General features: G+C 72.1%; 20 protein-coding genes. 9 read left to right on the forward strand and 11 right to left on the reverse strand.

Annotated elements, in window-relative coordinates; all coding sequences use genetic code 11:
* Positions 1-244: 244 nt before the first annotated feature.
* The 3 genes from G514_RS0107990 to G514_RS30185 form a co-directional block, all read right to left on the reverse strand.
* Positions 245-1,429 (reverse strand): site-specific DNA-methyltransferase, encoded by a 1,185-nt coding sequence (locus G514_RS0107990; RefSeq protein ID WP_028651324.1) that lies wholly within the window; start codon positions 1,427-1,429, stop codon positions 245-247.
* 9 nt (positions 1,430-1,438) lie between these two features.
* Positions 1,439-2,089 (reverse strand): hypothetical protein, encoded by a 651-nt coding sequence (locus G514_RS0107995; RefSeq protein WP_028651325.1) that lies wholly within the window; start codon positions 2,087-2,089, stop codon positions 1,439-1,441.
* Between the two features lie 92 nt (positions 2,090-2,181).
* A complete protein-coding gene (locus G514_RS30185; RefSeq protein ID WP_157544654.1) occupies positions 2,182-2,721 on the reverse strand; it encodes a DUF6318 family protein in 540 nt (179 codons plus the stop codon).
* A 136-nt stretch (positions 2,722-2,857) separates the two neighbouring features.
* Between G514_RS30185 and G514_RS0108000 the strand changes: the two genes are divergently transcribed.
* Genes G514_RS0108000 through G514_RS0108010 form a run of 3 tightly spaced genes read left to right on the forward strand, consistent with a single transcriptional unit; the run spans position 2,858 to position 5,646 of the window.
* Positions 2,858-3,556, forward strand: a complete 699-nt coding sequence (locus tag G514_RS0108000; RefSeq protein WP_084151866.1) for a matrixin family metalloprotease — start codon at positions 2,858-2,860, stop codon at positions 3,554-3,556.
* A 16-nt stretch (positions 3,557-3,572) separates the two neighbouring features.
* Positions 3,573-4,397, forward strand: a complete 825-nt coding sequence (locus tag G514_RS29080) for a matrixin family metalloprotease (RefSeq protein WP_051247100.1) — start codon at positions 3,573-3,575, stop codon at positions 4,395-4,397.
* 40 nt (positions 4,398-4,437) lie between these two features.
* Complete coding sequence (locus tag G514_RS0108010) at positions 4,438-5,646, forward strand: phosphodiester glycosidase family protein (RefSeq protein WP_028651327.1); 1,209 nt, start codon at positions 4,438-4,440, stop codon at positions 5,644-5,646.
* A gap of 4 nt (positions 5,647-5,650) precedes the next feature.
* Here the strand turns inward: G514_RS0108010 and G514_RS0108015 are convergent, their stop codons facing one another.
* Complete coding sequence (locus G514_RS0108015) at positions 5,651-6,223, reverse strand: hypothetical protein (RefSeq protein WP_036564092.1); 573 nt, start codon at positions 6,221-6,223, stop codon at positions 5,651-5,653.
* A gap of 48 nt (positions 6,224-6,271) precedes the next feature.
* On the opposite strand from G514_RS0108015, the gene G514_RS0108020 reads away from it, so the two are divergent.
* Entirely contained in the window at positions 6,272-6,871 is a 600-nt protein-coding gene (locus G514_RS0108020; RefSeq protein WP_028651329.1) for a mismatch-specific DNA-glycosylase, read from the forward strand.
* On the opposite strand, the gene glgC is transcribed toward G514_RS0108020, so the two are convergent.
* Entirely contained in the window at positions 6,868-8,121 is a 1,254-nt protein-coding gene (glgC, locus tag G514_RS0108025) for a glucose-1-phosphate adenylyltransferase (RefSeq protein WP_028651330.1), read from the reverse strand. The genes G514_RS0108020 and glgC overlap by 4 nt on opposite strands.
* A 64-nt stretch (positions 8,122-8,185) precedes the next feature.
* On the opposite strand from glgC, the gene glgA reads away from it, so the two are divergent.
* Both glgA and G514_RS0108035 read left to right on the forward strand, forming a co-directional pair.
* Positions 8,186-9,409: a glycogen synthase gene (gene glgA, locus G514_RS0108030; RefSeq protein WP_028651331.1), complete on the forward strand. Its 1,224-nt coding sequence runs from the start codon at positions 8,186-8,188 to the stop codon at positions 9,407-9,409.
* Positions 9,410-9,428: 19 nt separating this feature from the next.
* Positions 9,429-10,091 carry a hypothetical protein gene (locus G514_RS0108035; protein WP_036564121.1) on the forward strand — a complete coding sequence of 221 codons (663 nt, stop codon included), beginning with the start codon at positions 9,429-9,431 and terminating at the stop codon, positions 10,089-10,091.
* Between the two features lie 6 nt (positions 10,092-10,097).
* Here the strand turns inward: G514_RS0108035 and G514_RS0108040 are convergent, their stop codons facing one another.
* From G514_RS0108040 to G514_RS25570, 4 genes are all read right to left on the reverse strand, one after another.
* Positions 10,098-11,504: a GntP family permease gene (locus tag G514_RS0108040; RefSeq protein WP_425411432.1), complete on the reverse strand. Its 1,407-nt coding sequence runs from the start codon at positions 11,502-11,504 to the stop codon at positions 10,098-10,100.
* Positions 11,504-12,013: a gluconokinase gene (locus tag G514_RS0108045; protein WP_036564095.1), complete on the reverse strand. Its 510-nt coding sequence runs from the start codon at positions 12,011-12,013 to the stop codon at positions 11,504-11,506. The genes G514_RS0108040 and G514_RS0108045 overlap by 1 nt, the downstream gene beginning before the upstream one ends.
* A gap of 19 nt (positions 12,014-12,032) precedes the next feature.
* Positions 12,033-12,998, reverse strand: coding sequence for a DUF1707 domain-containing protein (locus tag G514_RS0108050; RefSeq protein WP_028651335.1), 966 nt, complete (start codon positions 12,996-12,998; stop codon positions 12,033-12,035).
* 187 nt (positions 12,999-13,185) lie between these two features.
* On the reverse strand, positions 13,186-13,707 hold the full coding sequence (locus G514_RS25570; RefSeq protein ID WP_051247128.1) for a SprT-like domain-containing protein: 522 nt from the start codon (positions 13,705-13,707) through the stop codon (positions 13,186-13,188).
* 58 nt (positions 13,708-13,765) lie between these two features.
* On the opposite strand from G514_RS25570, the gene G514_RS0108060 reads away from it, so the two are divergent.
* From G514_RS0108060 to G514_RS0108070, 3 genes are read left to right on the forward strand one after another with little or no spacing between them, the layout of a single operon-like run.
* Positions 13,766-14,425, forward strand: a complete 660-nt coding sequence (locus G514_RS0108060) for a hypothetical protein (RefSeq protein ID WP_028651336.1) — start codon at positions 13,766-13,768, stop codon at positions 14,423-14,425.
* Complete coding sequence (locus G514_RS0108065; RefSeq protein WP_028651337.1) at positions 14,422-15,045, forward strand: hypothetical protein; 624 nt, start codon at positions 14,422-14,424, stop codon at positions 15,043-15,045. The genes G514_RS0108060 and G514_RS0108065 overlap by 4 nt, the downstream gene beginning before the upstream one ends.
* The gene (locus G514_RS0108070) at positions 15,042-15,656 is read left to right on the forward strand and encodes a hypothetical protein (protein WP_028651338.1); all 615 of its coding nucleotides are present in this window, start codon (positions 15,042-15,044) and stop codon (positions 15,654-15,656) included. The genes G514_RS0108065 and G514_RS0108070 overlap by 4 nt, the downstream gene beginning before the upstream one ends.
* On the opposite strand, the gene G514_RS0108075 is transcribed toward G514_RS0108070, so the two are convergent.
* Positions 15,598-16,839, reverse strand: coding sequence for a hypothetical protein (locus G514_RS0108075; protein WP_028651339.1), 1,242 nt, complete (start codon positions 16,837-16,839; stop codon positions 15,598-15,600). The two genes, G514_RS0108070 and G514_RS0108075, sit on opposite strands and share 59 nt — an antisense overlap.
* Positions 16,832-16,993 carry a hypothetical protein gene (locus G514_RS30615; RefSeq protein ID WP_169576333.1) on the reverse strand — a complete coding sequence of 54 codons (162 nt, stop codon included), beginning with the start codon at positions 16,991-16,993 and terminating at the stop codon, positions 16,832-16,834. Before G514_RS30615 ends, G514_RS0108075 begins: the two co-directional genes overlap by 8 nt.
* Between the last annotated feature and the right edge of the window lie 8 nt (positions 16,994-17,001).

Raw genomic sequence — 17,001 nt, forward strand, 5'->3', positions numbered from 1 at the left:
GCCTTCCCGACGGAGGTCTCGACAAGCTCGACCAGCGGTGGCCCGGCCCCAGCCCCGGCGATGGCTGAGGTGCGAGGCCGGCTACGGCCGAGCCTCGAAGCCCCCGCACGAAGGCACCCGCGCCACCACCCGCTGATCGAGCCTGTCGAGATCACCGCAGCCCGCGCACGGACTCACCCGAGTGCCTTCCCGACGGAGGTCTCGACAAGCTCGACCAACGGTGGCCCGGTCTTCTGCGCAGCGTTCAGTCGACGGGCGACACGTGCACGCGCTCATCGAGGCCGCCACCGAACCGCTCGGCCACGGCCCGGAGCCGGGCGCGGGTGATGTCGGCGACGGTGAGCAGGCCGGCGTTGCGGGCGTTGGAGCCGACGCGCGTCGGCTCGGCGGAGTTCACGCTCAGGCAGCGCCGCGTGCCGCCGTCCTCGGCATTGGCGAGCGCGACCGCGTGGCCCGTCGTGCCGCTGCCCGCGAAGAAGTCGAGCACCAGCGCGTCGTCCGGCATCGTGGCCAGGATCCGCCGCACCAGGCCGGTGGGCTTCGGTGACTCGAAGACGTGACCGACCAGCTCCTTCAGCTCGGCCACGGCGGTGTCGGTCGACCCGACCTCCTCGGCGAGCCAGATCGTCCGCAGCTTCTTGCGCCGCCCGCCGTCGCGGTGCAGCCAGTCCTTCTGGAACACGTCGAGCCGCTCGCCGTTCTTGCCCCTGACCACCCGGCACACCAGGTCGGCCCCACGTTCGTCGATCAGCGGCGCGCTCCACCGCCACACGGCCGGCGTGCCGTCGCCGAAGACCGGCACGATCTCCTGACCGCCCTCGAACGGCCTGGTCAGCACCAGCCCGCTCTCCGGATCGCCGTACACCGGGAAGTGCAGGGTCCGCGCCGTGACGGGGTTGAACTTCTTGTTGGTATTGCGCAGCGGGAGGTGCCGGTAGTGCCGGCCCCGCGCGTCGACGAGCGGGAAGTCGCTCGCCACGACCGTGTCGGGGCTGCTCGCGTCGAGCACGGTCTGCCTCGCGTCGCGCGCGTAGACCAGCAGGTACTCATGGCTGGTCGCGAACCCCCTCCCCAGCTGACGCCCCTTCGGGTTGAGGTTCACCACCACCTGCGCCAGGAAGTTCGGCTCCCCGAACACCTCGTCCATCAACAGGCGCAGGTACGCCGCCTCGTTGTCGTCGATGCTGACGAAGATCGCGCCGCGGTCGGCCAGGAGCGCGCGCGCCGCCGCGAGCCGGGGCCGCATCATCGCCACCCACGCCTCGTGCCGGGTGCCACCCGCCACGCCGCGGATGTCGTCGCGGTAGGCGAACTCGTTGCCGGTGTTGTACGGCGGGTCGGTGTAGATCAGGTCAACCTTCCCGAACGCCCTCTCGAGGGTCGGGAGCACGTCGAGGTTGTCGCCCTCGACGAAGGTGTTCCACACCACGGCGCGACCTTAGCCGCGCCCGTACCCCACCAGCGTCGGCGTGGCCGTGAGCACCTGCAGGTCCACCGGCGCGCCGGGAATCGTCACCGACCCCGGCACGTCACGCCACGGCCCACCGTTGACCCGGAACGTCGCGGTGTACGTCGTGTCCACGCTCGGCGCGACCCGGCCCTTGGTCAGGTAGCGGTGGGTGACGTCGAGCGCCGGGTACGGCGCCCCCGGCTCCGCGGTCGCCGCGGACTCCCCGTCGCCGAACTGCCAGAGAAACTGTTTCGGCACGATGTGGAGCTCGACCTGCTGCCCGAGAAGAGCAATCCTGGCGTCAACAGGTTGCGGCTCAGCGAAGAAATTCGTCTGGAAGTTGACCAGAGTCCGACCGTTCGGCGGCTGAATCATCAGATTGCTGGGCGGTATAGGAACGAGCTTGAAGGCCGCTCCAACAAGACCGGGCGTCACCTCGGATGTGTCGTCCTCCTCGGTCGCTCCGCACACCTCATATGGGTCGAGACCTAGAGAGATCGCAGTGCTAGTGCAGATGCCATCGAGACCGACATCGACTGGCCCCGCTGGTCCGGCCACGTCTACCCCGGGCTCGACTTCGACATCTTCCGTGCATACGAAGCTGGTCACCGTTTGCGCTGCCCCCTGCACCATGACCACGTCAGTGACCCAACTGCAAGCTGCGGATGCTCGTTGGGCTGGGATCAAGCAGATGGCAACGACCACGACCGCGAGACACGCGAGCCGTCGCATCACGATAGGTATCCGATGAAGGAAACCCGCCAAGCGCCATCAACGAGTGCGAGTCGGAACTGAACGATGTGCTTCTCGCTGTCATAGATCACTGGCGGGCTGTCGGAGTTTGGGAAGGTTTTCCCGGCCGCGTACTCAATACCAGCCGAGACCTCGGCCTTGGCTGGCGTTTGCGATGCGATTTCCGAAGCGAGGACTTTCCAGCCCGCTGTTTCGAAGTGCCCCCCTTGATCGAATACCTCTCGAATCGGATCAATCGAGTCCTCGCAGGTCTCGCATGCCGCTGAACTCAAGTCCTCTACGGCGGACGTGTCACCGGATTGCAGAGCTGCGTTTCGCGCTGACACCCATGCGCCCACCGTCTCTTCGGGGTCCAGTACCGGTTCGGGTGACCCGGAAGTGGGACTGACCGTCGCCGGACTCGAGCTCGTCACCGAAGGCGTCGGATCCGGGATGTCCGGCTCGGGGTCGTCGTCCGAGCACGCACCGAGCAGGCAGGCAGCCACCAGCGCGGCGAGCGCTGCACGCGTGCGGGTCATGCGGTCCACCCCCGAGAAAAGAGAACCTTGACCAGAACCTACCGCCGCCCACGGACCGCCCGCGACCCCCGGCAGACGCCCTGTGGAAAGCCAGATTCCACGGACAGCCGGCCGGGCGCGACCGGATACTTCCCGGATGGGGCCGCCGGGGACACCGCCGCCTGCGCAGCCCCCGGCGACGCAGCCCCAGCGCACCGAGTGGCACAGGTGGCGCCTCGGCCTCGCGGGTGCCGTCTGCGCAGCGGTGCTCGTGGTCGTGGTGGTCCGCGTCGCGGCCGGCGGCCTGGGCGGTGGCAGCTACGAGTTCCTCGCGACCCAGGGCGACGACCCGGTGACGTGGGACCACTGCCGCGCGATCCGCTTCCAGGTCAACCCCAAGGGCGCGCCGGAGGGCTGGCGCGAGGTCGTCGACGACGCCGTGCAGGACATCGAGGACGCGAGCGGGTTCGTGTTCCTCGACCTCGGCACGACGACCAAGACCCAGCTCATCGGCGAGCGGTACGCCGGCAACGACTGGGAGCCGGTGCTCATCCTGTGGTCCGACCGCTACCAGACCGGCCTGCTCGACGGCGGCGTGATCGGCCGCGGCGGGAGCGCACCGATCGAGGTCAACGGCCGACTGCGCTACGTCATCGGCCAGGTCTGGCTCGACTCGACGATCGAGGGACGCTTCGAGTCGCAGATGGTGCTCGAGCACGAGCTCGGCCACGTGCTCGGCCTCGACCACTCCCCCAACCGCGGCGAGCTCATGTACGCCGGCTACCACGGCCAGGACGGCCTCGGCCGCGGCGACATCGCGGGCCTCGAGCGCCTCCACGACGTCCCTTGCAGCTGACCCGCAGAATGTGAGCGTGGAGGGGTCCCGGCGCGAGCGCCGCGAGCAGCAGCGCTGGGAGCGGCGGATGCGCCGCCAGCTGCGCGCCCTCGACCGGGCCGCCACCGCCGGGCCGAGCCTCCAGCGGGCCGCACGTCCGCGGCGCAGGGTCGGGCCGGTCCTGCCCGGCCTGCTCATCAGCGGCATCCTCGCCGGCCTCGTGATGCTTCACGACCCCGGCATGACCGGCTATCGCTTCCGCCAGCTCGTCGACCACCTCAAGGGCAACGGCGACGGCTCCTACGCGTTCGTCGTCACCACGCCCGACGGCGACCCGGTCGGCTGGGACCACTGCAAGCCGATCCACTACGTCGTCAACCCCGCCGGCGCCCCCGAGGCGTGGGAGGAGGTCATCCGCGGCGGGGTCGCGGCGGCAGCCGACGCGAGCGGCTTCGACTTCCAGTACGACGGCACCTCCATCGAGCGGACCTTCGACCAGCGCGTCCCCGACAGCAGCAAGCCGCCTCCGGTGCTCATCGCCTGGGCAGGCTCCGACGAGGTGCCCGACCTCAAGGGCACGACCGCCGGCATCGGCGGGAGCACGCCCGGGCGCGTGCGCGGCCGGGTGCAGTTCGTCACCGGCCTGGTCGTGCTCGACACCAACGCCTACGACCGGATGGAGAGCCGGGGCGACCAGCGCTCCCAGCAGCTCATCCTCGCCCACGAGCTCGGCCACGTGCTCGGGCTCGACCACGTCGACGACCTCGGCGAGCTGATGAACGCGGAGTACGTCGGCCAGGACGGCTTCGGCCCGGGCGACCGCGAGGGCCTCGAGCGCCTGCACGACCTGCCGTGTTCCTGAGGTCCGCGGCGAGCGGCCCCGACCGACCTAGCCTCGAGCAGTGCGAAGAGTCCTCACCGCAGGGGTCGCGCTGGTCTCGGCCGCGGTGCTGACCGTCGCCCCGTCGTACGCCGACCGCGACCGACCAGTCCCAAACCACCACAGCCAGACGTCCGACGGCGTCCGGGGCGAGCGCGCGCTGCCGGTGCCGTGGGCCCGGCGCGGCCCCGACGTCTGGACGACCCTGCAGGTCTACCCGGTCGCCCCCGGCGTGGTCTTCGAGCAGTTCACGCTCACCGGCGCGCGCGGCGTGACCCGCGGTCAGCTCGTGCGCATCGACCCTGCGACCCCGGGCGTCGGGCTCGACCTCGTCTCCGGCCGCAACGTCGCCTCACGCCACGCGGTCGCCGACATGATGGACCCCAACGCCGTGGTCGGCGTCAACGGCGACTTCTTCGACATCCGCGACACCGAGGCGCCGCTCGGCGTCGCCAAGGACCGCCAGCGCGGCATCCTCAACGGCGTCGAGAGCGGCTGGAACAGCGCCTTCTGGATCGACACCGCCGGCGTCGCGCACATCGGCGACCTCTACGCCGACGCCGTGCTGAGGCAGCGCCGGCGCCTCGACGTCACCACGGTCAACTCGCCGTCCGTGCGGCCGGGCCAGGTCGGCCTCTACACCCGGAGGTGGGGCACGCTCGAGAAGTACCGCGTCGTCGACGGGCAGCGCCGGGGCGTGCGGATGGTCGTGGTGCGCCACGGCCGGGTGGTGTCCAACCGCTCGCCGTTCCCGAAGGCACTCCGCGTGCGCGACCTGGTGCTGGTCGGCCGGGGCGCCGGCGCCGGCCAGCTCGCCACGCTGCGGTCCGGGCAGCGGCTCAGAGCCGACGTCTCGCTCTCGCAGGACGTGGCGATGGCGGTCACCGGCAACGAGTTCATCCTGCGCGACGGCAAGCGGCTGTCGAAGGACGACGTCGACGTGCACCCCCGCACCGCCATCGGCATCGACCGCGACACCGGCCAGCTGCTCCTGCTCGTCGTCGACGGCCGGCAGGCCTTCAGCCGTGGTTACACGATGAAGGAGCTGGCGAAGCTGTTCGAGCGGCTCGGCGCCGAGGACGCGCTCAACCTCGACGGCGGCGGCTCGTCGATCATGCTGCTCCGGCAGCTCGACGGCTCGCTGGCCGTGGCCAACTCACCGTCCGACGGGCACCCCCGACCGGTCGCGAACGGCCTCGAGGTCACCTACGACGTGCCGGCCACCGGCTGACCGGTCACGCGACCGCCGACGCCGGCACGAGGAAGACCGCGACCGTCGTCATCGGCGCGAAGCACTCGACGTGGGGCGACGGCACCTTCGCGGCGGTCACCTGCAAGCCGGCCTCGCTCGTGACCACCTGCAGCCCCGGCGGGGCGTCGCAGCCGACCGCGATCACGGCGCCGTAGAGCAGCATCCCGTCCGGCACCTCCGCACCCGCCACGGCCTCGTTGACGCGGCCGGGCAGCCGCGGGGGTTCGAACTGCGCGGTGAACTCGTCGACCGCCGCCTGGTCGCCCAGCGGCACGGCGAGCTCGGAGACCGTCCCGCCCGCAGCCGTCTCGGTCATGATGTCGACCATCTCGACGTCGACCACCTCCCCCAGGGGCGGCGCATCCGGCGACGTCTCCGTCGGAGTCTCGGTCGGCAACTCGGTCGGTGTCTCCGTCGGAGTGCCGGTGGACGTCGACCCCGACGAGGTCGGGGTGCTGTCGTCGGTGGCAGACCCGCCTTCCTCGTCGCCGCAGCCCGAAGCGAGCACGGCGACCACGGCGAGGGCGGGCAGGACCGATCCGAGAAGGCGACGCATGACAGTGGGACGGTAGCGGCCCGGCGGGGGTTCCGGCAGGCTGCCCGGGTGCCGCGCTTCACCAAGGGAGAGCTCGAGTCGTTCCGCGACGCCGTCGTCCCCGACCTGCTGCCCGGTCCCGGCGAGCCGCTGAGGCTGCTGTTCGTCGGCATCAACCCCGGGCTCTGGACCGCCGCCACGCAGACCCACTTCGCCCACCCGGTCAACCGCTTCTACCCCGCGCTGCTCCGGGCGGGGATCATCGAGCGGCCCATCGACCCGGCCGCGGGCATGACCGACGCCGACCGCGAGCACCTCACCTCGCGCGGCATCGGCATCACCAACGTCGTACGCCGTGCCACGGCCCGCGCCGACGAGCTCACCGACGAGGAGCTCCGGGCCGGCGGCGCGCTGCTCGAGGCGCTGGTCGAGCGGGTCCACCCCCGGGTCGTCGCCCTGGCCGGCATCACGGCCTACCGCACGGCGTTCGGGCGCCGGAAGGCCGCGCTGGGGCGGCAGGAGGAGACCCTCGGCGGCGCCGAGCTGTGGGTCGTGCCCAACCCGAGCGGCCTCAACGCCCACGAGACCGTCGCGAGCCTCGCGACGGCGTACGCCGCCGCCGCGCGGGCGGCCGGCGTCCTCCAGGATCAGGCCCAGTCCGAGTCCTAGTCCTGGTCGACCGGGAACTGCTGGTCCTTGCCGAGCACGGTCAGCCCGTCCTCGACCACGAAGCCACGCTTCTCGTCGGCCACCGGGTCGACGCCGATCTCCGCGCCGGCCGGCACGATGACGTTCTTGTCGAGGATCGCGTTGCGCACCACTGCGCCCTCGCCGACGCGCACGCCGTTCATCAGCACCGCGCCCTCGACGTGCGCGCCGCTGGACACCGACACCGACGGTGACAGCACCGACTTCAGCACCGTGCCGCCGCTGACCACGACGCCCGGCGACAGCACCGCCTCGTCGGCCCGCGCCGGCGTGCCGTCGGCGCCCTGCACGAGCTTGGCCGGCGGCTGCGGGCCGTAGGAGGTGTAGATCGGCCACTGGAAGTTGTAGAGGTTGAACACCGGCAGCGGCGAGACGACGTCCATGTGCGCGGCGAAGTACGACGACAGCGTCCCGACGTCGCGCCAGTAGCCGCGGTCGCGGTCGGTCGAGCCCGGCACCACGTTGTCCTTGTAGTCGTAGACGCCGGCCTGCGCCCGGCGCACGAACGCCGGCACGATGTCGCCGCCCATGTCGTGCTTGGACCCGTCGGTCGTCGCGTCGCGGGTGACCGCCTCGACCAGCGCGTCGGCGTCGAAGACGTAGTTGCCCATCGAGGCGAGCACCTCGTCGGGGTTGTCGGGCAGCCCCTGCGCGTCGGTCGGCTTCTCGAGGAACTCCCGGATCCGGGTCGGCGAGTCCGGCTCGACGTCGATGACCCCGAACTGGTCGGCCATCGACAGCGGCTGCCGGATCGCCGCCACCGTGCAGGCCGCCCCGCTCTCGATGTGCTGGTCGACCATCTGGGAGAAGTCCATCCGGTAGACGTGGTCGGCACCGACCACGACCACGATGTCGGGCTGCTCGTCGCGCATCAGGTTCAGTGACTGGAAGATCGCGTCGCCGCTGCCGAGGTACCAGTGCTTGCCCAGCCGCTGCTGGGCCGGCACCGGCGTCACGTAGTTGCCGAGCAGCGTCGACATCCGCCAGGTCTGGGTCACGTGCCGGTCGAGGCTGTGCGACTTGTACTGCGTCAGCACGACCACCTTGAGGTAGCCGGAGTTGACGACGTTCGACAGCGCGAAGTCGATGAGCCGGTAGATCCCGGCGAACGGCACCGCGGGCTTGGCCCGGTCGGCCGTGAGGGGCATCAGCCGTTTGCCCTCCCCACCGGCGAGGACGATCGCGAGCACGCTCGGTCGCTTGGCGGTCATGCGAGTGACAGTAACCACGAACCCGTCCGAGGTCAGCAGGCAGCGACAGCGGTAGCGTCGCAGGATGCGCGTCGACGTGCTGAGCAAGGAGTACCCGCCCGAGGTCTACGGCGGCGCGGGGGTCCACGTCGCCGAGCTGGTGCGCGCGCTGCGGGCCCGCGACGACCTCACGACGCGGGTGCACGCCTTCGGCGCCCCTCGCGACGAGGAGGGCACGGCGTCGTACGCCGATCTTGCCGAGCTGGCCGGCGCCAACGCCGCCCTCCGCACGCTCGGCGTCGACCTCACCATCGCCGACGCCTGCGCCGGCGCCGACCTGGTGCACTCCCACACGTGGTACGCCAACCTGGCCGGCCACCTCGCCGGCCTGCTGCACGGCGTGCCCCACGTCGTCACCGCCCACTCGCTGGAGCCGATGCGGCCGTGGAAGGCCGAGCAGCTCGGCGGCGGGTACGCCGTCTCGTCGTGGGCCGAGCGCACGGCCTACGAGGCGGCCGCCGCCGTCGTCGCGGTCTCCGCCGCGATGCGCCACGACGTGCTGCACGCCTACCCGGCCGTCGACCCCGACCGGGTGCACGTGGTCCACAACGGCATCGACACCGAGCTGTGGTCGCCGAGACCGGACCCCGACCGGGTCCGCGAGCTCGGTGTCGACCCCGACCGTCCGTCGGTGGTCTTCGTCGGGCGGATCACCCGCCAGAAGGGGCTGCCGCTCTTCCTGCGCGCGGTCGCGCACCTGCCTCCCGAGGTCCAGGTCGTGCTCTGCGCAGGCGCGCCGGACACCCCCGAGATCGAGGCCGAGGTCGTCGGGCTGGTCGACGGTCTGCGCGAGTCGCGCGACGGCGTGGTGTGGATCCCCGACATGCTGCCGCGCTCCGACGTGGTCGCGCTGCTCACCGCGGCGACGGTGTTCGCCTGCCCGTCGATCTACGAGCCGCTCGGCATCGTCAACCTCGAGGCGATGGCGTGCGAGACCGCGGTCGTCGCCACCGCGACCGGCGGGATCCCCGAGGTCGTGGTCGACCCACACTCGGGGCTCGGCACGACCGACGGAGCGGCCACCGGCCGGCTCGTCCCGATCGACCAGGCCACCGACGGCACCGGCACGCCGCTCGACCCCGACCGCTACGTGGCCGACTTCGCCGCCGCGCTCGTCGAGGTCGTCTCCGACCCCGACCGCGCCGCCGCGCTCGGCAGGGCGGGCCGGCAGCGCGCGATCGACGCGTTCAGCTGGGCCGCGATCGCCGAGCGGACGGTGGGGGTCTACCGCTCGGTGGCCGGCGGCTAGGTTCAGCCCGGTGAAGCTGATGTACGCCGCCTGGGGCGGCGAGCTCACCCAGCGGCTGCGCGACGAGGCCCTGCGCGAGCGGCTCGCGGCGGCCGGCGCACGGCGCCTCCAGCTCAACGTCGACGACGCCGACGTGGCCCCGGCGATGCGGCTCGCCACCAGTCCCGAGCACATCGGCGCGATCGTCAGCGTGTGGACCGACGCCGGCTCGGACACCGCGGTGACCGAGGCCCTCGCGGGCGCGACGGACCTGCTGGCCGGCTGGGAGGTCGACGAGCGGTTGCCGATCCCGCCGCCGGAGACGCCGGACGGCGTACGCCTCGATGCGCTCGCCAACGTCGCCGTCCTCAGGCGGCCCGACGAGCTGCGCCGCGAGGAGTGGCTGCACCGCTGGCTCGTCGAGCACACGCCGGTCGCCATCGCCACCCAGGCGAGCTTCGGCTACGTGCAGAACGTCGTGACGAGGCCGGTGACCCCCCACCAGCCGCGCCGGGTCGACGCGCTGGTCGAGGAGCTGTTCCCCAGCGCGGGGATGGTCGACATGCACGCGTTCTACGGCAGCGGCGGCGACGAGGCCGAGCTCGGCGACCGGCTCACCAGGCTGATGGCGAGCGTGGCCCGGATCGGCTTCGACCGCGACATCGACCTGGTGCCGGGCAGCCGCTACGTCTACGACCTCTGATCCCCGCTAGAGCAGCAGCGACAGCAGCATCACGAAGCCCAGGCCGGAGACCGACAGCACGGTCTCCATGAGCGACCAGGTCTTGATGGTCTGGCCGACGGTGAGGCCGAAGTACTGGTTGACCAGCCAGAACCCCGCGTCGTTGACGTGGGAGAAGAAGACCGAGCCCGCGCCGACGGCCAGCACCACCAGCGACACCTCGGTGGTCGACATGCCGGAGACGAGGTCGACGATCAGGGACGACGCGGTGATGGTCGCGATCGTCGCCGAGCCCGTGGCCAGCCGGATCAGCACCGCGAGCACCCAGGCCAGCAGCAGCACGGACACGTCGGCGTCGCGAGCCCAGTCCGCGAGCAGCGTGCCGACGCCGCTGTCGACGAGCACCTGCTTGAAGCCGCCGCCCGCGGCGACGATCAGCAGGATGCCCGCGATCGGCGGCAGCGACGCGGTGACGGTGTCGGAGAGCTGGGTGCGGTTCATCCCGACGCCGGTGCCGAAGGTCAGCATCGCCACGAGGACGCCGATGAGCAGCGCGATGAACGGCTCGCCGACCACGTCGAAGACCTGGCGCACCGTGTCGCCCTCGTCGTCGATGGTGATGTCGGCCAGCGACTTGGCGAGCATGAGCACCACCGGCAGCAGGATGGTGCCGATCGTGACCGCGAACGACGGGCGGCGGCTCTCCTCGACCGGCTCGCGGTCGGCGTCGCCGAAGGTGTCGGGCGGCGAGACCTGCACCCACCGGCCGGCCACGGCACCCCACAGCGGGCCGGCCACGATCACCGTCGGTACGGCGACCAGCAGCCCGAGCCCGAGCGTGACACCCAGGTCAGCCCCGACGAGGTCGATGGCGGTGACCGGGCCGGGGTGCGGCGGCACGAAGCCGTGCATCGCCGACAGGCCGGCCAGCGCCGGGATGCCCACCGCGACCAGCGAGACCTGGGCGCGGCGGGCGACGAGGTAGATGACCGGCATCAGCATCACGAGCCCGATCTCGAAGAACATCGGCAGCCCGATGATCGCGCCGACCCCGGCCATCGCCCACGGGAGCCCGCGCCCGGACGCCCGGCCGACGATGGTGTCGACGACCTGGTCGGCGCCCCCGGAGTCCGCGAGGAGCTTCGCGAAGATCGCGCCGAGCGCGATCAGCACGCCCACCCCTGCCGTGGTGTCGCCGAACCCTCCGCTGAAGGAGGCGAGGACGTCGAGCAGGTTCTCTCCCGCGATCAACCCCACGGTCAACCCGCCGAGGATCAGCGCCAGGAACGGGTTGAGCTTGACGACCGAGATCAGCACGATCAGGAGCGCGATCGCGACCAGGGTCGCGGTGATGAGCTGCCAGCCGGGTGCGACAGGCTCCGGCAGGTCCTCCGCCAGGGCGACCAGCCCCGGGACCATCTCAACGACGGGCATCAGCCCTCCTCGTGACGACTCCTCGCGAGGTACCCGGCCAGGATCTCGTCGACACTCCCCGCGACGTCGACGACCTCGCCCCGCTCGTCCGGAGCCAGCGGCTCGAGCGTCTCGAACTGCGAGGAGAGCAGCGACCGCGGCATGAAGTGCCCGGGCCGGGAGGCCTGGCGGCGTTCGATCAGCTCGGGGCTGCCCGCCAGGTGCAGGAACTCCACGCTCGGGCAGTGGTGGCGCAGCTGGTCGCGGTACTTCCGCTTCAGCGCCGAGCAGGCGATCACGCCGCCGCCCTCGTGCGCCACCAGCCACTCGCCGATGCGCTCCAGCCACGGGTGGCGGTCGTGGTCGTCGAGCGGCTCGCCGCGGCTCATCTTGTCGATGTTGGCCTGCGGGTGCAGGTCGTCGGCGTCCTCGTAGGGCACCCGCCACCGGCCCGCCAGCGCGGCGCCGACGGTGGACTTGCCCGAGCCGGACACGCCCATCACGACGACGGGGTGGTCGGGACCAGTCATGCCGGGCAGGTACCCGATTTCAGCCGGCGGGCGCCGGCGGGGTCGGCTGCACCTCGAGCTCGGAGTCGTAGACGAGGGTGCCGTCGAGGGTCTCGATGATGTAGGTGCTCTCGCTGAAGTCGTTGCTGGCGTACGCGCTGATCTGGGGGCCCGAGCCGAACGAGTCGCGGATGATGACGTACCAATTCTCCGGGTTGTCGAGGCGGCCGCGCACGGTGCCGAGCATGTCGACGATCTGCTGGGCGTCGACGAGCTCGAGGTCGACCTGGCTGTCGTCGGTGGTGCCCTTGATGTCCTGGAGCTCGAGCTCCTCGCCGTTCCAGTAGAAGTTCTGGTAGCGGTTGTTGGTGCCGGTCGGCACCTCGAGCACGCCGTAGCGCGGGTAGAGCACCGCCGAGAACGCGTAGGCCTCGCCCGTCTCGTCGCGCAGCGCGTCGACCATCTCGTGGTAGCCGTCGACGGTGTGCACGTTGACGCCGTGCTCGCCCGGTGCCTGGCCGGGGAGGTACGTCGTGTCGTCGGTCGGGCCGATGCCGCCGAAGTCGGGGAAGGAGTCGCGCGCCGAGACGAACGCGATCACGGCGCCGGCGATCGGCACGACCACCGCCGCCAGGATGATCAGCGCGATGATGCCGCCGACCGCCTTGCTGCCCGTGCCCGACGAGCCGACCGCGGCCGCGCCGTGGGCGGAGCCACCGCCGCCCGGGCCGTAGTTGACCAGCGGCCACGGCTGCCCGGCCGCGGGCGGCGTCGCCCCGGTCGCGGTCGCCGCCACCGGCGCGATCGTCGCCGGCGCGGCCGGACCGACCGCGCGGAGGTCGCGCACGGCGAGGTCGATGTCCTGCATCGTCTGTGCCCCGCGCAGCTGCGCGACCCGCATGTCGTGGTCGGCCTGGACGATGCGCCCGGACTTCAGGGCGCCCTCGACCAGCTTGATGGCAGCGCTGCGAGCGCTGTTGTCCGCTCGCTCGTCCGGCGTCGTCACGGGAGCAACGTAGTGGAAACCACCCCCCGTTGGGATGAACCCGACGAGCGGAGTCGGGGCACCCGCACCGGGCGAGCCCCGAGCCCGGATCGATGTTCGGCCTCCCCGGGAAAGGTCGACGGCCACTGATCCGGGCTTCCCCGATCACCAGGGTCGCCTCCGCGGGTCACCGCGTCCGACGTGGAGGTCAACGAGCCGGCACCGGCGAGGTCACGCCGAGACGCGCGAGCTCGGCACGGTGCTTGGGCGGCAGCACGGCGGGCTTGCCGTGGTGGGTCCAGGTGTAGAGGTGGGCGAGGTCGAACTCCGACGAGCACAGCCCGCACGACAGCACCCGGTCGGGGCGTCGGTGCCGCTCGATCGTGTGGCCGCCCGAGCAGGTGCCGAGCCAGGGTGCGGGCGGGGTGGGCAGGTCGGGCGAGACGCACCGCTCGCCGGAGCTGCCGATGCGCCGGGCCATCGCCTGCCAGGTCGCGTCGTGCCCGTGGGTCGGGCCGACCAGCGCGTGGGCGATCTCGTGGAGGATCGTGTCGCGGACGTCGTCCTCGGAGTGCATCGCGGTGAGCGGCGCGCTGAGCCCGAGGGTGCGCTCGGAGAACCGGCAGATGCCGGCCCGCCGCTTGGCGTTGTCGTAGGACACCTCCCAGTCGTCGAGGCCGTGCACCTCCAGGAGGTACTCCGCCATCGCGAAAGCGTCACGCAGGTCCACGACCAGCACGCTACGACGGACCGCCGACGGTCCGGAGCAGCCGCCTACGATCATCTGCGTGTCGAGCGACCCGGGACCCGCGCCGACCGACGGGATGCGCGGTCGGGTGCCCGGCCGGGTCCGCGGACTGGTCGCGCGGCGCTCACCCACCCAGCGCCTCGGGGCGGTGGCGGCGCTCGTCGTCGTGCTCTCGGCGCCGTTCGGCGGGTGGCGGTCCGCCGCCGACCAGGAGGTCGTCCCGCTGGCCCTGGACCAGCGGCTGGACCTCGGGCCGTTCCACCTGACAATCGACAGCGTCAAGCAGGTCACCGCACTCCCGCCGGTCCTCGAGGCCGACCCGGACGCGCGCTACCTGGTCATCCGGACGACGGTCACCAACCACACCGACCGGGCCGAGAGCGTCACGCTGGCCGAGGCGGCGTTCTCGGGTGACCACACCGGATTCCTGGCCTGGCCGGACGAGGAGGCCCAGCTGCGCGTCTACGGCGTCGACGACGCGGTGCGGCTGCCGTCCGGCGAGTTCGTCAACCCCGGCATCACGCTCCACCTGGCGTTCGTGCTCCGGCAGCAGCCGGACACCGATCTCGCCGCGCTCACGCTCGGGGTGCGCGGCTACCACTTCCAGGAGGTCGACCCGCAGACCCTCGACCCCGACCGGTGGGTGCTCGACGAGACGCCGATCGCCGAGGGGCACCTGCCGGTCGAGGTCGACGCGTGAGGGCGAGGCGAGCCACCTCGACGGCGGCGATCCTGGCTGCCCTCGCGGTGGGCAACGTCATCAACACCCGTCTCGACGCGAACAGCCCGCTCGAGCCGGTCGCCGAGCCGGGCGGCGTCGGGGAAGTCACGCACCTGACCTACGGCGACGTCGAGGTCACCGACGTGCGGCCGGCAGAGTACGTCGCCTCGCAGCTCGGTGACGAGCTGGCCAGCAAGGCCGGCGGGGTCTACGTGCTGGTCACGGTCACGGTGACGGCGACCCGGGAGCCCACGTCGTTCCTGGCCGCCTACCTCGAGGACTCCGAGGGCCGCCAGTACCGCACCTCGGCGAAGGCCGGTTGCGCCATCAACGTGAGGAGCGGCACCGGCGTGCCGGCGTACGCCGTCTTCTGCTTCGACGTCCCGCCCGACGCCCTCGCGGGGATGCGCTTCCAGCTGAGCCGCGGCAACCTCACCTTCTCGACCCTGGCCGGCGACCACCTCGCCGACGTCGACCTCGGGATCGACGGCGACGACGAGGCCTCGTGGCACCGCACCGATGCCGTCTACCTGGCCGAGACGACGAGCCGGGAGCCGATCGAGCTCGAGGCGGTCACCCTCGACGAGGTGGCACCGTGACCGCCCGCGCCGGCTGGTGGCGGGAGAACCGGCTCTGGCTGGCCTCGCTGCCCCTGGCCCTGGCCGCGGTGACGGCGTCCTCCTCCTACGACCTCGACTTCTGGTGGGACAACGGGCTGCACCACGAGCTCGGCTCGGCTCCGCAGGGCGGCACCGCGCGGGTCACCGACGACTACGACGACGCGCTCGGCGAGACCTCGCGTACCTTCGAGGTGGAGCTGGCCGAGCTGCGCACGACCGAGCTCTACCCGTACGCGTTCGAGGAGCCCGCGCCGCCACCCGACGGGGTGCAGGCCGTCGCGGTGCACCTCCGCTGGAGGGCCGAGCCCGACCAGGTGCTGCGGGGGTGCAAGGTCGCGCTGGTCGACGACGAGGGCCGCAGGTACGAAGCCGACAGCAGCGACTCCCCGGTCGCGTGCGTCCCCGAGGAGCGCGGCGGCCCGGAGGACCCGCACGGCGACGTCGGCCGGGGCGTGGTCCCCGACGGCGAGGCGGACCGCCCCCCGACCTGGACCACCGCGCCCGTGGTGCTGGTCCCGGACGGGCGCACGATCACCCGGGTGCTGGTGTGGTGGGAGCGACCCGACTACGTGTCGCTGTCCGTGTCCTGACCAGGTAGTCGACCGACGCAGCCAGCAGCGGCGCGGTGAGCATCAGTGAGAGCGCGAAGCCTCCGGCGATCTCGTAGGGCGTGATGGCCAGCGAGACGTTGAAGGCCTGGGGCCCGATGACCGCGGCCACGGCGGGATGCACCAGCGCGGGGAGGCTGAGGACGAGGAGGATCGCCAGGCTGAGCACGAGCATCGGCGCCAGCCCGGCGGCCAGGAGCAGGCGCAGCCCGTCGAACAGCGCGGACCACCGCTCCCGCACGTCAGCCCAGAACGACCGCAGCAGTCCCGGAGCCTGTCGCTCGGAGCGGTCGGGCGCCTCCTGCGGCTCGGGCTCGTCGGTGGCCATCCGGTAGCCGAGCACGACCGCCGCGAACGCCATCCACCCGACCGGTACGACGACCACGGCGTCGAGGGAGCCGACGCCCTGCTGCACCCAGCCGGCGAGCGTGCCGAAGGCCCCGCCCAGCGGCCCCAGCGCGTCGACCACCGCGTCGTACGCGTCCTCGACCCAGCGGGCGGCCACCCGGTCGCGGAGCCACGGCTCGCCGCGCGTGCGCAGCACCACGATCTGGCTGGCCAGCTGGACGGTGTAGTAGAGCTCGACGAAGGCGCCGACGAAGGCCAGCGCCACGAGGTGCACTCGGCGCTCGATGCGGCCCAGGACCCAGCGCAGCACCCACGCCCCCAGCACGATGAGCAGTGCGACCTGCAGCGAGTAGATGGCCAGCCGGCTGCTCGTGTCGTCGACCTCGTCGCCGCCGAAGGCCCGGATGAAGTTGTCGGCGGCGGCCGCGTTGCGGTAGCGCAGCAGGTCCGCGTCGAGCAGCCCGAGCGACTCGTACACCGCCAGGAAGGGCACCAGCAGGCTCACGGCGACGTCCACCAGCCGCAGCGGGCGGCGCTCGGTCGGCGCGACGTCGACCTCGGCCGACTCGACCGCGCGGAGCGCCGGGAGCGAGCGCCGGCAGACCCAGAGCATGACGACGACCGGGACCAGGAACCCCAGCGGCGCCAGCAGCAGCACGAGCTGCCCGAGTTGGCCATGGACGTCGCTGAGCTCGGTCGCGGCCCACACCGCGCCGTTGCGCACGGCACCCGCGAGCAGCGAGAGCGTCACGAGCGCGGGCCAGTGCCTCAGGAACAGGCGCCCCGCGACCGCGAAGACGCCGAGGACGTCACGCACCCTGGCCGGTGCCCCTCTCGACCCGCTCGCGCAGTCGCGCGCGTACGTCGTCCGGCGTCAGCTGCGCGCGCTGGCGACGGTCGCGGGCGATCACCACGCCGGTGGCCGCCACGCCGGCGAGCCCCGCCAGCCCCAGCCACTTCCACAGCCTCACGCGAGAAT

This window comes from Nocardioides halotolerans DSM 19273, from assembly GCF_000422805.1.
Classification (GTDB): Bacteria; Actinomycetota; Actinomycetes; order Propionibacteriales; family Nocardioidaceae; genus Nocardioides; species Nocardioides halotolerans.

Excerpts from the sequence above, each read along its gene's own strand:
- G514_RS30185 (WP_157544654.1), bottom strand. The coding sequence starts at position 2,721 with ATGACCCGCACGCGTGCAGCGCTCGCCGCGCTGGTGGCTGCCTGCCTG.
- G514_RS0108000 (WP_084151866.1), top strand. The coding sequence starts at position 2,858 with ATGGGGCCGCCGGGGACACCGCCGCCTGCGCAGCCCCCGGCGACGCAG.
- G514_RS0108015 (WP_036564092.1), bottom strand. The coding sequence starts at position 6,223 with ATGCGTCGCCTTCTCGGATCGGTCCTGCCCGCCCTCGCCGTGGTCGCC.
- glgC (WP_028651330.1), bottom strand. The coding sequence starts at position 8,121 with ATGACCGCCAAGCGACCGAGCGTGCTCGCGATCGTCCTCGCCGGTGGG.
- glgA (WP_028651331.1), top strand. The coding sequence starts at position 8,186 with ATGCGCGTCGACGTGCTGAGCAAGGAGTACCCGCCCGAGGTCTACGGC.
- G514_RS0108035 (WP_036564121.1), top strand. The coding sequence starts at position 9,429 with ATGTACGCCGCCTGGGGCGGCGAGCTCACCCAGCGGCTGCGCGACGAG.
- G514_RS0108040 (WP_425411432.1), bottom strand. The coding sequence starts at position 11,504 with ATGCCCGTCGTTGAGATGGTCCCGGGGCTGGTCGCCCTGGCGGAGGAC.
- G514_RS0108045 (WP_036564095.1), bottom strand. The coding sequence starts at position 12,013 with ATGACTGGTCCCGACCACCCCGTCGTCGTGATGGGCGTGTCCGGCTCG.